14 protein-coding genes are annotated in these 13,936 nt (G+C 59.5%); 11 read left to right on the top strand and 3 right to left on the bottom strand.

What is annotated here, in order from left to right:
* The first annotated feature begins 6 nt into the window (after nucleotides 1-6).
* Genes M8Q45_RS24280 through M8Q45_RS24240 form a run of 9 tightly spaced genes read left to right on the top strand, consistent with a single transcriptional unit; the run spans nucleotide 7 to nucleotide 10,767 of the window.
* Entirely contained in the window at nucleotides 7-1,521 is a 1,515-nt protein-coding gene (locus M8Q45_RS24280) for a sigma-54-dependent Fis family transcriptional regulator (protein ID WP_249877386.1), read from the top strand.
* Nucleotides 1,522-1,570: 49 nt separating this feature from the next.
* Nucleotides 1,571-1,711 (top strand): type VI secretion protein, encoded by a 141-nt coding sequence (locus M8Q45_RS24275; protein ID WP_249876703.1) that lies wholly within the window; start codon nucleotides 1,571-1,573, stop codon nucleotides 1,709-1,711.
* A gap of 18 nt (nucleotides 1,712-1,729) precedes the next feature.
* Nucleotides 1,730-2,908, top strand: a complete 1,179-nt coding sequence (gene tagH / locus M8Q45_RS24270) for a type VI secretion system-associated FHA domain protein TagH (RefSeq protein WP_249876702.1) — start codon at nucleotides 1,730-1,732, stop codon at nucleotides 2,906-2,908.
* A 5-nt stretch (nucleotides 2,909-2,913) separates the two neighbouring features.
* The gene (tssJ, locus tag M8Q45_RS24265) at nucleotides 2,914-3,414 is read left to right on the top strand and encodes a type VI secretion system lipoprotein TssJ (protein WP_249876701.1); all 501 of its coding nucleotides are present in this window, start codon (nucleotides 2,914-2,916) and stop codon (nucleotides 3,412-3,414) included.
* Nucleotides 3,411-4,742, top strand: coding sequence for a type VI secretion system baseplate subunit TssK (tssK, locus tag M8Q45_RS24260; RefSeq protein WP_249876700.1), 1,332 nt, complete (start codon nucleotides 3,411-3,413; stop codon nucleotides 4,740-4,742). The genes tssJ and tssK overlap by 4 nt, the downstream gene beginning before the upstream one ends.
* A 5-nt stretch (nucleotides 4,743-4,747) precedes the next feature.
* The gene (icmH, locus tag M8Q45_RS24255) at nucleotides 4,748-5,611 is read left to right on the top strand and encodes a type IVB secretion system protein IcmH/DotU (RefSeq protein WP_249876699.1); all 864 of its coding nucleotides are present in this window, start codon (nucleotides 4,748-4,750) and stop codon (nucleotides 5,609-5,611) included.
* A 13-nt stretch (nucleotides 5,612-5,624) separates the two neighbouring features.
* Entirely contained in the window at nucleotides 5,625-9,083 is a 3,459-nt protein-coding gene (gene tssM / locus M8Q45_RS24250) for a type VI secretion system membrane subunit TssM (RefSeq protein ID WP_249876698.1), read from the top strand.
* Nucleotides 9,083-9,811, top strand: coding sequence for a PP2C family protein-serine/threonine phosphatase (locus M8Q45_RS24245; protein ID WP_249876697.1), 729 nt, complete (start codon nucleotides 9,083-9,085; stop codon nucleotides 9,809-9,811). The genes tssM and M8Q45_RS24245 overlap by 1 nt, the downstream gene beginning before the upstream one ends.
* Before the next feature lie 26 nt (nucleotides 9,812-9,837).
* Nucleotides 9,838-10,767, top strand: a complete 930-nt coding sequence (locus tag M8Q45_RS24240) for a serine/threonine-protein kinase (RefSeq protein ID WP_502940581.1) — start codon at nucleotides 9,838-9,840, stop codon at nucleotides 10,765-10,767.
* A gap of 133 nt (nucleotides 10,768-10,900) precedes the next feature.
* On the opposite strand, the gene M8Q45_RS24235 is transcribed toward M8Q45_RS24240, so the two are convergent.
* Complete coding sequence (locus tag M8Q45_RS24235) at nucleotides 10,901-11,992, bottom strand: aminopeptidase (RefSeq protein ID WP_249876696.1); 1,092 nt, start codon at nucleotides 11,990-11,992, stop codon at nucleotides 10,901-10,903.
* 58 nt (nucleotides 11,993-12,050) lie between these two features.
* Between M8Q45_RS24235 and M8Q45_RS24230 the strand changes: the two genes are divergently transcribed.
* Nucleotides 12,051-12,464, top strand: a complete 414-nt coding sequence (locus tag M8Q45_RS24230) for a PA0061/PA0062 family lipoprotein (RefSeq protein ID WP_030139177.1) — start codon at nucleotides 12,051-12,053, stop codon at nucleotides 12,462-12,464.
* A gap of 39 nt (nucleotides 12,465-12,503) precedes the next feature.
* Complete coding sequence (locus tag M8Q45_RS24225; protein WP_249876695.1) at nucleotides 12,504-12,932, top strand: PA0061/PA0062 family lipoprotein; 429 nt, start codon at nucleotides 12,504-12,506, stop codon at nucleotides 12,930-12,932.
* A 6-nt stretch (nucleotides 12,933-12,938) separates the two neighbouring features.
* Here the strand turns inward: M8Q45_RS24225 and M8Q45_RS24220 are convergent, their stop codons facing one another.
* Together M8Q45_RS24220 and M8Q45_RS24215 are read right to left on the bottom strand one after the other, a co-directional pair.
* Complete coding sequence (locus M8Q45_RS24220) at nucleotides 12,939-13,172, bottom strand: DUF1161 domain-containing protein (RefSeq protein ID WP_249876694.1); 234 nt, start codon at nucleotides 13,170-13,172, stop codon at nucleotides 12,939-12,941.
* Nucleotides 13,173-13,311: 139 nt separating this feature from the next.
* Entirely contained in the window at nucleotides 13,312-13,743 is a 432-nt protein-coding gene (locus M8Q45_RS24215) for an OsmC family protein (protein ID WP_030139180.1), read from the bottom strand.
* Nucleotides 13,744-13,936: the final 193 nt, after the last annotated feature.

Raw genomic sequence — 13,936 nt, 5'->3', positions numbered from 1 at the left:
GGGGCACTGCTGACTCATGTGCCTGAACCGCTGGCTTACGCCGAAGCGCTGCTGGGGCAGTTTTCCAGCCTCTTGCAATCGGCGGACGATGCGACCTTGCTCGGTGATTTCATCAGGGGGACGGCGCGGCTCAGTGGTTGTGAACTGGCGCAGTTGTATCTGTTGGATGCCGCGCACAATCGCCTGGAACTGAGCACCGAATGCCTGGAAGGCCGATTGCAGTTTCGTGACCCGGCCGGCTCGCCTGTCGATTACGACGGTGAGCAATTGTTGCAATTCGTCCTGCGCCAGAACCGCGTGGTGTGCCTTGGTGCGTTGAGCGCCAGCCTGCACGATACGCGTTTCCTGCCAGCCCGTGCTGCGCCGTGGCAGTCGCTGCTCGGTGTGCCATTAGCCGCCGGGGACGGGATCAAGGGGGTATTGGTTTGCGCCAGCACCCAGCGGATCGACCTGCAGGGATTCGCTGATTCCCTGGGTTATCTAGGGGCGTTCGCGTTGAAGCAGATCCACCTGTTGCAACGCCAACGGCGTCCTGCCGCTGAAGGTCGGCCTGTGGTGATCAACCTGCCGAGCGCCAACGGTTTCGGCCTCATCGGCAAGAGCGCGGCGATGCGCCAGAGCCGTCAACTGATCAGCAAAGTCGTGAACAGCCCGTACACGGTCCTGCTGTATGGCGAGACGGGAACCGGCAAGGAAGTCGTGGCCCGGGCGATCCACGATTGCGGGCCGCGTCGCACGCAGGCGTTCATCGTCCAGAACTGCGCGGCGCTTCCCGAGCATCTTTTGGAAAGCGAGTTGTTCGGTTATCGCAAGGGCGCGTTTACCGGCGCCGACCGTGACCGCATCGGCTTATTCGACGCGGCTGACAAGGGCACATTGTTGCTCGATGAAATTGGCGACATGCCCTTGTCCCTCCAGGCCAAGCTGTTGCGCGTTTTGCAGGAGGGCGAGGTTCGTCCGTTGGGGTCGAACCTCACCCACAAGATCGACGTCCGCATCATCGCCGCCACCCATCGCGACCTGAAATGCTTGATGGGCGAAGGCAAGTTCCGCGAAGACCTGTATTACCGCCTTGCACAGTTTCCCATCCAATTGCCGCCGCTGCGTCAGCGTGGCCCCGACATCATCGAACTGGCTCGGCACTTCGCCGACAAGGCTTGTGCGCTTCTGCAGCGCGATCTTGTGCATTGGTCCGACGCTGCGCTGGCCCATCTGGCTGCCTATGACTTCCCCGGAAACGTACGCGAGCTCAAAGGCATCGTCGAAAGGGCGGTGCTGTTGTGCGAGGGCGACGAATTACGGATAGAGCACTTTGCCCTGCACATTAAACACCGACCCGATGAAGGTCGCGTAAGCCTGCGCGAACGGATGGAACACATCGAACGCAGCCTGATGATTGATTGCCTGCGCAAGAATTCCGGTAACCAGACGCTGACGGCTCGCGAGCTCGGCTTGCCGCTGCGCACGCTGTTGTATCGGATGAGCCGGCTGAACATTCGCCGCAAGGACGCCGAAGTCTGATGCCCTACTTTCACTTCCATTCGACTCATTTATTTTCAGGACACTTTGAATGCCCACTCACCCTTGGCAAGTCTTCCTGCTGACTGCTGTCGTGTTGTTCGGCCTCGGTGGTTGCAACGCAAACTACAAATTCAATGACAGCACCTATCGCCCCTTGGGTGATCCGCAAGCGATAAATCGCGGTAAGTGACCGCAAGGAGGAGCATCGGTGGAAGTCATTTTCGAAAGGTTGGATGCCAGGCAGTTGGTCAGTCCGAACCCGTGCCGGAAGATTTTCGGGACGGCGGGCGGCGTCATTGGGCGAGGCGAGGAGTGTGACTGGGTCATTCCGGACAGCCAGCGCCTCTTGTCCAAGCGCCATGCGCGGGTGAGTTTCCAGGGAGGCGCGTTTTTTCTCATCGATATCAGCGGCAATGGCATATCCCACCGCAGAAACGGTGTGCGCCTGCCCAAAGGCGAGCCGGTGCCCATCAAGGACGGGGATATCTACGTCATGGGCGAATGCGAACTCCTGGCGCGGTTGGTGGCTCGTTCGGGTAACAGCATTCCCGATGGCGACCGTTCGGTATCCGGTGGCAATCTCATTCCGGACGACGCTTTCATGGGGCTCGATCCGCTGGAAGGCCTGGACCGACAGGCGCGTGTGTTTTCTGAGATAGATGAGTTGCTCAATCCGAGTGCGATGCCCGCTTACGGTTCGGACTCTGTGCGGGCCGATAGGGAAAGCCTGCGACTGCCAGAGCTGGTCGACGCGGATAATGAGCAGGCGCCTTTCCCGCCCCCCCAACGCTCCGAGCCCGTACAGGAAGACTTCTGGCAACGCTTCGGTCACTCGCTGGGCATGGACCTCGATGATATGGACAAGGAGGCCCGCGAGGCGTTGGCGGTCAACGTCGCGCAGTTGCTCAAGCAAAGTGTTCGAGGCTTGCAACAGAGTCTGCGTACTCGCTCGGAGTTGAAGGGCGAGCTGCGTCTGGCCCAGACCTTTTTCCACGGCCCTCGGAAAAATCCGTTGAAGTACACCGATGATGCCCTGCCGATGTTGTTGCAGCCAGGCGCGCCACTCCAGTGGTCGGCCAGCGAGGCTATCGCCCGCTCATTTAATGACCTCCAGGCCCACCAAGTGGCCTTGCTGGCCGCCAGCCGGTCCACCCTGCGTTCGGTGCTGGAGCATTTTTCGCCCCGCCAACTGGTCCTGCGGATGGAGCGCGAGCAGCGATCGTTGTTCAGTACGCCAGGCGGCCACTGGCGGGCATTCGGTCGTTATCACCAAGGGCTGTGCGACGACGATGACTGGGTGGAACGCCTGCTTGCCCGGGACTTCGCCAAGGCATACGAGGAACAGGTCCGCCTGGTGTCCACTCTGCAAAACGATCTTCATGGATGACGTATATGTCTCGCCGCACCCTGCTTTTTTTCAAGACGCTGACGCTAGCGGCTGCGACGCTGATGGCCGGTTGTACCAGCCTGTCGCCGTTTTCAACGATGACCAAACTCAATCTCACCCTCACTGCCAGTGATCAGCTCAACCCGGATCTCAACGGACGGCCATCTCCTGTCGTGGTGCGCCTGTTTGAACTCAAGCATCCGGTGGCTTTTGAGAATGCTGATTTCTTCAGTCTTTATGACCGTGCCAGGGAATCCTTGGCGCCTGACTTGATCACCGGCGAAGAACTGGAGTTGCGTCCCGGCGAAACGTTCACGCTCAGGCTCGCCGTCGCAGGGGGCGGTCGTTTTGTCGGGGTACTTGCCGCGTACCGTGACCTGCCTCGGACACAGTGGCGCTACACGGTGCCCATCGCTGCGGCACGAGTGACCGAAGCGCATCTGATGCTTGATCAGGACGGTATTACCAGTCATCTCGAAAGCTTTGCCAGGACGGACGACCAATGAATCACGATAAGGTCATCTGGCAGGAAGGAATGTTGCTGCGCCCGCAACATTTGCAGCACAACGATCGTTATTTCGATCATCAGCTAAAGCTTCGCACACGCTTGTTGGGTGGTTATGCCTGGGGCTTCCTGACACTGGAAATCGATCTGCAGTTTCTGAACATGGGCCGATTGATCGTCAGCGAGGCTTCGGGTGTCTTGCCAGACGGCAGCTTCTTCGAATTGGACGGCAACGCCGAGCCGCTGGTCCTGGAAGTGCCGTCCAACACCTGCAATACGCCGGTCTATCTTGCCCTGCCGCTCATCACCGGCAATCGGGTCGAGTCTCGTCGTCCCGAGCAAGCCGATGTGCTGGCGCGCTATATCACCTATGAAATGCAGGTGAATGATTCCAACGCCGCAGACGCTTTCAGCAGTCAGATCAGCTGTGGCCGCCCGGATGTACGCTTGCTGCTGGGCGAGCAGCACGGCGATCAGGCTTTCGTTAAGTTGAAAGTGTGCGAAGTCCTGGATACCACGCCTGATGGTGGGATCAGGCTCGACGCGGATTTTGTGCCCGCGTTCATCCAGACCAAGTCATCCGGCTACCTGCTGTCCTGCCTCAAGGAAGTCATTGGCATGCTTGGCCACCGGGGCGAAAGCCTCGCCGAGCGGATTCTCTCCAACGGCAAAACGGGTGCGGTTCAAGTCGGCGACTTCATGATGCTGCAATTGATCAATCGTACCGAATTGCTGCTGCGTCATTATCTGGAGCTGGAGCAGGTTCACCCTGAAATCCTCTATCGAACGCTGCTTTCTCTGCTCGGCGAGTTGGCGACTTATTCAACAGACAGCAAGCGCCCTTCATTCGATCACCGCTACCAACACAGCGATCTGGGTGCGTGCTTTCGAAGCCTCATGCAGGCAATCCGGCAGGTGCTGTCAATGGTGCTCGAACAGCATGCCATTGAGCTGCAACTGCAGGCTCGCCAGTACGGAATCAGCGTTTCGCCGATGCATGACCTTTCACTGCTGGACTCGGCTTCGTTTGTACTGGCAGCGAGTGCTCATTGTGACAGCGAGGAGTTGCGCCATCGCTTGCCGTCGCATCTCAAGATCGGTTCGGTGGAGCGCATTCGCCAGTTGGTCAATTTGCATTTGCCGGGCATCAAGATCAGGCCTTTGCCCGTGGCGCCGCGGCAGATTGCGTTCCATGCCAACAAGACCTATTTCCTCCTTGAACCCAGTGTCGAGGATCTTGCGCAGGTGAAGCGTTCAGCGGGCTTTGCCTTTCATGTGTCGGGTGAATTCGCGGAGCTGGAGCTGAATTTTTGGGCCATCAGGAATTGACTGACATGGATAAGGACACGCCTCAAGACGACATTACCGTCTTGCTCGATTTTCACGGACAGCGCCCGGCTTCGGGCCCTTTGACCGATGCTGCCGCGCCGCCGCGTATCGAACAGCTGGAAGATCGAATGATCTATGCCGCGCGCCAGCCACGGTCCCGAAGGTTCGTGACCAGTCTGAATCCCCTGGTGGCGGCAGCGTCAGGCTTGTTGGCCCAGATAATGGCGCTCAAGCAGGGCCGTGACCGCGCAGATCTGAATGACCTCAAGCAAGAGCTGACCTTGGAGTTGAAGCAGTTTGAAGCCTTGGCTTTGAACGCCAACATCGAGCAAAGCGAGCTGGTCGCTGCTCGCTACGTGCTATGCACGGTCCTGGATGAAGCCGTCGTCGTCACGTCGTGGGGATACGGGAGCGGTTGGTCGCAAATCAGCCTGCTCAGCACGTTTCACAATGAAACGTTTGGCGGCGAGAAGGTTTTCCAATTGCTTGATCGGCTGTCAAAAGATCCGGTGAAGCATTTGCACATGTTGGAGCTGCTGTATCTGTGCCTGTCTTTGGGCTTTGAGGGCAAATATCGGGTCCAGGCACGCGGGGGGCTCGAGCTCGTTGGCGTCCGCGACGCGCTGTATCGCTCGATCCGTCAGGTACGAGGCGATGCACCACGCCAACTTTCACCCCATTGGGAAGGGCTGGTTGCCCCACCTCGCCGTCCGGTGCGCGTTGTTCCTGCCTGGACCGTGGCGTTTTTCACCCTGGCTTGCCTGGGCGTGATGTACGCGGGCTTCGCGTGGGTGTTGGACGAGCAGCGCGAAAGCATCCTGCAACCCTATCAATTGCTAGAGCCGGCTGTGGTTCAAGCGCAGCCGTAAACAGGGACGTGTGATGAAATCGCTTTTCAGAAAAGTGGGGGCCTGCCTGCGCCAGACTTGGCTCTGGACGTTGTTATGTGCGCTCTGTATCGGGGGGCTGGTTTGGTTTTTCGGGCCGCTGCTGGCGATCGACGATCATAAATTCTGGGCATCCCCGACGGCACGCTTGTTGACGATCAGCCTGCTGTTCCTGGCGTGGGGCCTGGGTATGGTTTTCTTCAACGAGCGATCCGGGAGGATAAGGAATTCCAGCCAACCCGATGCTGACCCGTCTCGCACGCTTGGCCAGGCCAGGGTCGACGATGAACGGCGAGAAATTCGCTCGCGCTTCAAGAGGGCGCTGGGAACATGCCCAAGCGTCTATTCCGGTGGCGTAAAACGCAATCCCAAGGAATTGCCCTGGTATTTGCTGATTGGCCCGACCGCCAGCGGCAAGACCCGCCTGCTGGAGCGTTCAGGCCTCGAATTTGCGTTCGATGGCGTTGAACGAAAGCCCTTGCTCGACATGACCGGTACCCGTGATTGCGACTGGTATTGTTCCGATCAAGCGGTGTTGATGGATACCGCCGGTCGCTATCTGACCCAGACGGATAAAGAGGTGGATGGTAGCGCCTGGAACGTCTTGCTCGACCTGCTGCGTCGAGGTCGCCGCGGTCGGCCCCTCAATGGTGTGCTGGTGGCCGTGCCGGTTGAAATCCTGTTGTGGGGTCGTGAAGAGGAGGTCATCGAGCTGGCCGGCAAAGTTCGTAGCCGCATGCAAGAGATCCAACGACAACTGCGCGCCAACGTGCCGATCTATCTGGTGCTCAGCAAGGCGGACACCATCCCTGGCTTCAATGAGTTCTTCGATTCGCTGACCCGCGAGGAAGCCGACCAGGTGTTGGGGGCGAGCTTCAGCGACGCTTCGCACGGTTGCGACATGGCCATGTTGCGTGGTGAGTTCGAGGCGCTCTTGCAGAGACTCAATAGTCAGTTGCTCCTGCGTTTGCATCAGGAGCGCGACAGTGGTTGCCGTGGCCTCATCCTGGATTTCCCACAACAACTGGCGCAGCTCGGGCCTCACCTGTGCCTGCTGTTCGAGCTGGCTTTCAGGGGCGAGGCGTGTCCGCTGCGGGGGTTCTATCTGACGAGCGCTGCCGCGTCATCTCGCCTGGCAGGCGGACAGACAGCGCAGCCAAGTGAAAGGGGCAACGGACGATTCATTCATCACCTGTTCACCCGAGTCATGTTCCCGGAGGCCGATTTGGCGGGCCCCGATCAGCGCGAGCGAAGCCGCACTGATTGGAGGCGGCACGCTATCTACCTCGGCGCGCTCACCACCCTTGGGTTGTTCGGATGGCTGTGGGCAAATGGTTACAAGGCAAATCATGAGCGTCTGGAACATCTGCGAACGTTGGCACAACGTTGGGACTTGCATCGTCCGGCGCTGGGGGCGAATGATAATCCCATGGGGGGCCTCGAATCGCTTGATATCCGTTTCAAGGCAACAGAGGTTTTTCCACCTGCCAAGGCTCTGCCGCTGTACGAGCGCATCGGTCTCTACCAAGGAGACGCGACCCGTCCCGCAGTGCTCGGTGCTTATGAGCGCGAATTGGAGACGCAGCTCCTACCCCACGTTGCGCAAATGTTGGAAGAGCAGATCCATGGCCGCTTGAGTGAGCGTGAAAATCTACTCAACAGCCTGCGCGCGTACTTGATGCTGGCCCAGCCAGAACGTCGCGATCACGCTTGGCTCATGAACTGGGTCACTCGAGAATGGTCGCTGCGCTATCCCGGTAACGAGGCGGTGCAAAACGGCTTGAGGGACCATTTCGAGCGTTTGTTGGAACAGCCTTTTGTCTTGGAAATCAACCAGCCGCTGGTGGCCCAGGCACGGGACGCGTTGCGCAGTGAGTCCCTGGCTACAGTCGTTTATCGGATGCTGCGGGAGCAGGCCAGCCAGTTGCCGAAATACAGCCTCGACCAATACCTTGGCCCCCAAGGGACGTTGCTGGTCGGCACCGACCATGTCATTCCAGGTTTTTATACCCGCCAAGGCTACGAGCAATATTTTTCAACTCAAGGCACTCGGCTGATCAGCGGGTTGCTACGGGACAATTGGGTCCTGGGCGAAGGCGCAAGCCTCAGCGGCAAAGACATGCGCCAGCTTCTGATCGAGCTCGAACAGTTCTATTTCCGCGATTATGCCGACCGCTGGAGCGAAGCGATCGGACAGGTCACCCTGCAAACGACGCACAACGCAGGCGAGATGGCCGATCAACTGGCGGGGCTGACATCAGCCCATTCGCCGGTTCTGCAATTGCTGGTGCAGGTACGTGAACACACACGCATCCAAGGCCTTGTCGAACCGGTCGGCAAGCCGGTGCAAACGCCCGGAAACAGCGACAACACCGTTACGCAACTTGTCTCTGCGGCCGTACAAACCGCCGATTCGCTGGCAACCTCACTGCCGGATACCGGGCAAAAATCCCTTCGACGGCGTTTCGAGCCGTTGCACCGCCTGCTTGAGCCTGACAATAACCCCTCCGTAGATCTGACCTTGGCCTTGCGAGCGCTCGAAGACACCCATGCGCAGTTGGCGCCCCTGGCCCGGGCCAGTGATCCGGAGCAAGCCGCATTCGAATTGGCGAAGCGCCGCATGGGTGGCCAGCGAGACGCACTGGGTAGCCTGCGTAGCGCATCGGCTCGTTTGCCGCGCCCATTCGACGGTTGGTTCAACGGGCTGGCCGACGATAGCTGGCGCATCGTACTCAGTGATTCCTACCGTCATCTCAACCAGCGCTACCAGGGCGAGCTGTACGGTTTTTACCGCAAGGCAATCAGCAAGCGGTATCCGTTCAGTGCACACAGTACCAGTGACGTCGCGATCAACGATTTTCGCGAGTTCTTCAAGGACCAGGGCATCGTCGACCGATTCTTTGAAAGTTATATGCGTCCATTCGTCAGCGGTACCCCTGGGAACTACCGTCTACGTAGCCTCGACGGCCAGAGCTTGCCGATGTCCAGAACCTATCTGGATCAAATGGCGGCGGCCCATACGATCCGCCAGGGTTTTTTCATCGACAATCCAGCCGAGCCACAGATTCAATTCAAGCTTGAGCCCTACACACTCGACCCGGCCGTGAGCCGATCCGAATTTCGTTTCGGCGATAAGACGCTGGAGTACCGTCACGGGCCTATACAACCGCTGGCCTTCACTTGGCCCACGGACGCGCAGGGCGGCCGGACCTCCCTCCTATTGGAGCGAATGGCCGGTGGGCGGGGAATCGGTATCGAAAAGAATACCGGGCCGTGGTCACTGTTTCGTCTGTTCGACTTGATGCAGGCCGAGTACCTGACCGGTCGTGATGTGCGTGTGCTCAAGGCCGATCTCGGCGGGCTGCGGGTTAATTTCCTGTTGACGAGCCAGCGCACACCGAACCCGTTCGATATGACGGTACTGCGCACTTTCAGAATGCCGGCGCAGCTCTGATGCATCATGCCTGCGACTGGCGTAGTGCCGCGCGAACGGACACTGGCAAGGTTCGTCAACGGAACGAGGATGCTTTTCTGGAATGCCCGAAACGGGGGTTATGGGCAGTGGCGGACGGAATGGGCGGTCACTCGGGGGGCGATATCGCCAGCCAATTGATTGTTGCCAATCTGGCGGATCTGCCCACGTACCGAGACTTCGACACGCGCTTGAACGCCGTGCGTCAATGCCTGCGTTGGACCAATCGGCGATTGAGCCAGGAGCTGACCGTCACCGCGGCAAATCCGCTCGGCATCTTGGGCAGCACGGTGGTGGCGTTATTGCTGGAAGGTCGCCGTGCGGCGTGTGTCTGGGCGGGCGACAGCCGCTGTTATCTCTGGCGCGGTGGACATTTATACCAACTGTCCAGGGACCACTCACTGCGCGAGCAACTGGTCGCTGAATGCCGCTTCAGTCGCGACGAGGCAAATGCCCATCCCGCCGCGAAAGCATTGACGAGAGCAATAGGCGCTTCGCAAGAATTGAGGCTGGGCATACTGGAACTGGATGTTCAGCGTGGCGATAAATTCTTGTTGTGCACCGATGGCGTTTATCAGGATCTCGGTAGCCAAACCCTTGGCGACGCCATGAGCCTGTCGTCCCCAGCCACGGTGCTCGAATGTCTTTTCGAAGGCGTTTTGAAGGGCGCTGCGCGGGATAACCTGACGGCTGTGGTGATTGGCGCGTGAGCAGCCCCGAATCGACACTAGCGACCCTGCGTGACGGCGAACGTCATCGGACCTGCTTCGCCCCCACCGATGCATCGCCTGCGCTGGAACCGAGCCAACCTGGTACCGGCGAAACGCCGAAGATACTCGCGGGACGCTATTGCCTGGAACGCTTGCTTGGAGCCGGTGGCATGGGCGTCGTATATCGCGCCCGAGACCTGCTTCTTGAACAATACGGTGATCCGGATCCGTACATTGCACTGAAGATGCTCAGCGAGGCGTTTGACGGGTCACCTGACGCGAGCACGCTGCTTTACTGCGAGTTCGCCCTGACTCGACGCTTGCTGCATCCAAACGTATTGCGTCCGTTCACCTTCGAAGTGGACGCCGCCCACCGGCTTGCCTTTATCACCATGGAACTCATGCGCGGCATGACGCTGGACAAGTTACTTTGCGAGCGGCCCCTCGGTCTGTCTTGGCCCGAGCTGAAAATGATAGCCGTCCCGCTGCTCGATGCCATTGCCCATGCCCATGCCCGAGGCGTGCTGCACGGTGACATCAAGCCAAGCAACATCATGGTGTGTGAAGACGGTGTGCGCTTGTTTGATTTCGGCTTGGGCCTGGCTGAAAAAGGCCCGTTGGAAGGCTTGCCCTCATTGGATCGCCACCGCCTCAACGCTTGGACCCCAGGCTACGCCGCTCCCGAATTGCTCGAAGGCGCACGACTCTGCGCACGCGCCGACGTCTACAGCCTGGCTTGCGTGCTCTACGAACTGGCGTGCGGCAAACATCCGTTTCAACGTTTACCTTCGAACCAGGCGCGCGATACCGGGTTGGAGCGCCAGCTCAAGGCCCCGAGAACGCTGCCGCGGCGCTGCTGGGTGGCGTTGCGCGAGGCGTTGGCGTTTGATCCGGCGCGCCGTATCAGTGCGGCGCGGTTGCGGGACGCATGGGCGGGTGGAGCTTTTTGGTGGTGAAGGGCTGTTGGGTTTGTCTTTCAGTTGGACATGCGTCGCTCGATGGGCCGCTATCGCGAGCAAGCTCGCTCCCACAGGGGGAGCTGCGGTGCTTTGAAGGTTGGTGCGGGGGCTTGCTCGCGATGGGATCTGTTCAATCGTCAGCAATTTTGGGGGCAGTCAATGCCTCCAAGGCTGCCTTGCGCTCATCAGCCGGCAATCGGCCAAGCTTCTCAACTGCGGTATAAAACGCAACCCAATCCCCATCCTCCCGCTTGAACAACGCCGCAAACGCCGGCACCCATTGGTCATACAGGCCGAACGGCAATAGGCGGGCGTTGTTCAGTGGCGCATAGACCCAGGCGTCGTAGCGTTTGTCCCCGTTCCATTGGCCGTCGCGCATTCGTTCGTAGTCGCCACGCAGGCGTTCGAATTCAGCGGCCTTGCGCTGGCGCATCTGCTCGGCCGGCAGGGGTTGGGCGTAGAGGGTTTCCAGGCGTTGGCGGGTATCGAGGATTAGTTGGATGAACTGGTCGCGTTGGCGCAGCGGGTTGCCATTGTCTGGCGCCAGCCCGCGATGGGCGCGCCATTGGCGGGTGCCTTCCTGTTCGACGAAGGTGGCGAAGGATTCGTTGAACGCCGTGTCGTCCTTCACGTAGAACCGCTGGTGCGCCAGTTCATGAAAGATCAGCGTCGCCAGGCGTTCGTCGCCCAAGTGCAGCATGGAACTCAGGATCGGGTCGTTGAACCAGCCCAGTGTCGAGTAGGCCTCCACGCCGCCAATCGACACGTCCATGCCCTGCAATTGCTGCAACGCGGCCTCGCCTCGGGCGGCGCCCTGGCTGTAATAACCGCGATACGCCACGCAACCGGCGATGGGGAAGCAGTGGTTTTGCGGGGCCAGGGAGAATTCCGGGGTGGCGAAGACGTTCCAGACGACGTAGGGGCGGCCGATGTCGGCGTACAGGCGATAACTGTTGTTATCAGGCAGGTGCAGGTGTGCGCTGGCAAACGCCCGGGCCTCAAGTGCCTGGCTCAGGTGTGCGCGCAGTTTCGGATCGCGGGCGGGGTCGGCGATGACGCGGTCGATCGGCTCCCGGGCGTGCAGCAGCCGCAGTTGTCCACTGGCGAGCTGGCCGTAATAGCCAACGCTTGCACAACCGTTGAGTAACAAAAGCAGGAGGGCTGGAAACAAAATCCGGAAAACACGGTCGAGTAACCGATGGCGTGAACGCTGCCTGATCAATTTGGAATCACCCTGGGAAGTCTGCCTCCAGACTATCTCGCCTGCCCGGAGCTTCGCTATGCGCGTGTTGATGCTGACGAGTGGCCTGTTGCTGCTGACCGGCTGTGCCGGTTTGCCCGATCCTGATCCCTCCCAAGCGTGGATTGACCTGGGAAACCATCAGGACACGGCGTTGCAAGCGCTGGAAGTCGATGACAAGCAGTCCATCGATCGACGGTACTTCGAAGTTCAACCGGGTAGCCACGAGCTGACGGTGCGTTATCAATTTGCCGTGGAGCCCGGCAACATTGGTCCGAATGCCGAACCGCTGTGGCGTGATTGCCGGTTGAATGTGAAGTTCAAGGACTTCAACGCGGGCCAGCGTTACCAATTGCAGGCCGGCAGCATCGGTTTCCGTCCGTGGGCCAAGCTTTACGACCAGCAGCGCAAAGTGGTGGGCCAGGGCACGCCGGCGGGCTGCCAGCAAAGCTGATCGGCGCTATGCTCGGCGCCTGACTTCAGGATATTCGCCATGCGCCTACCGACCCTGTTATTGGCTCTTGTGACGTTGAGCGGATGTACAACGAGCCCACTGCCCCCAATGGACCCGAACATGGCTTGGGTCGATTTCGCCACCCCCATACCGGGCGGCAAGTTGCTGATGGCTGAACGGCTGGATGGCAAGCGCCTGCAGGATGGGCGTTTCTTCCAGGTCTCGCCGGGTAGCCACGAATTGGAGGTGCGCTTCGACTTCGAGGTCCCTGGCGGGGGCGGCGGGCTGGGCATGATGAGCGAACCGAAAGAGCGGCTCTGCTACTTGGTCATTCGCTACGAGCACTTCGAGGCCGGCCAGCGTTATCGCCTGGAAGCTCGCAACCTGGCGTATTCCCCAAGCGCCCGGCTCTATAACGCCAAGCGTGAAATCGTGGCCGAGGATCGACAGGCCAATTGCCTGATGTAGCGCTGCCTAGCGGTCGTTCTTCTGGTAGATGATTTTCTTGGTGCCGTTCTCACAGGTGCCCACCACCATGTTCTGGTCATGGACTTCGTCGTTGGTGACGATTTCCAGGGTGTAGGACGTGACGCCCTGGGCCTGGATCTTGGCTTCGATCTCGGTCTTGAGTTCTTCGCAGGGTTTGGGAGCCGCGAGGCTCGAAGTGGCCAATGCGCAACCGATGACTGCCAGGGCAAACCGTTTCATGCTCGAACTCCTCGATACAGCGCGCACTGCCGGTGCGCTGGAACTGCAGACTTGCATTCGATCACAATTGCCTTCGGGTAAATAGATCGCAAATCAAAGAAGACCGCAGCCTTCCAGAGGCTGCGGTCTTCTCAGTCCATCAACTCACCAGCGTCGCATCCAGGGTGATCTTGGCGTTGAGCACCTTGGAAACCGGGCAACCTTCCTTGGCCTTGTTGCTCAGTTCTTCGAATTGCGCCTGGGTGGCGCCGGGGATCTTGGCCTTGAGGATCAGCTTGATTGCGGTGATCGCAAAGCCGCCATCGACCTGGTCCAGGGTCACTTCGGCGTTGGTATCGATGCTGTCAGCCTTGAGCCCGGCGTCACCGAGGATCATCGAAAACGCCATGGAGAAGCAGCCCGCATGGGCCGCGCCGATCAATTCTTCCGGGTTGGTGCCCTTGCCGCCTTCAAAACGGGCCTTGAAACCATAGGGCGCTTCGCGCAACACGCCGGTTTCCGTGGAGATGGAGCCGATGCCGGTCTTCAGGTCACCTTCCCAGTGAGCCGATGCTTTCTTGACGATAGCCATGTTTGCCTCCTCATGATCCGGCGCGAGGGTTCGCGCCTGGGTATTTTTCAGTGCCAGGATTGTGAGGATAGACCGGTCGATAAAGTTCACCCGGCCGATTAGTCGACTAATTTAGTAGGAAAATTCTTCGCTACTATTGAAACTCGGGTATATGCCCACATTCATAGGACACACCTAGAGAAACGGCAGGCTT

Origin of the sequence: Pseudomonas sp. T1.Ur (assembly GCF_023516725.1) — a bacterium.
In the GTDB taxonomy this organism is placed as follows: domain Bacteria; phylum Pseudomonadota; class Gammaproteobacteria; order Pseudomonadales; family Pseudomonadaceae; genus Aquipseudomonas; species Aquipseudomonas alvandae.
This window is presented reverse-complemented; position numbering and strand designations above follow the sequence as displayed.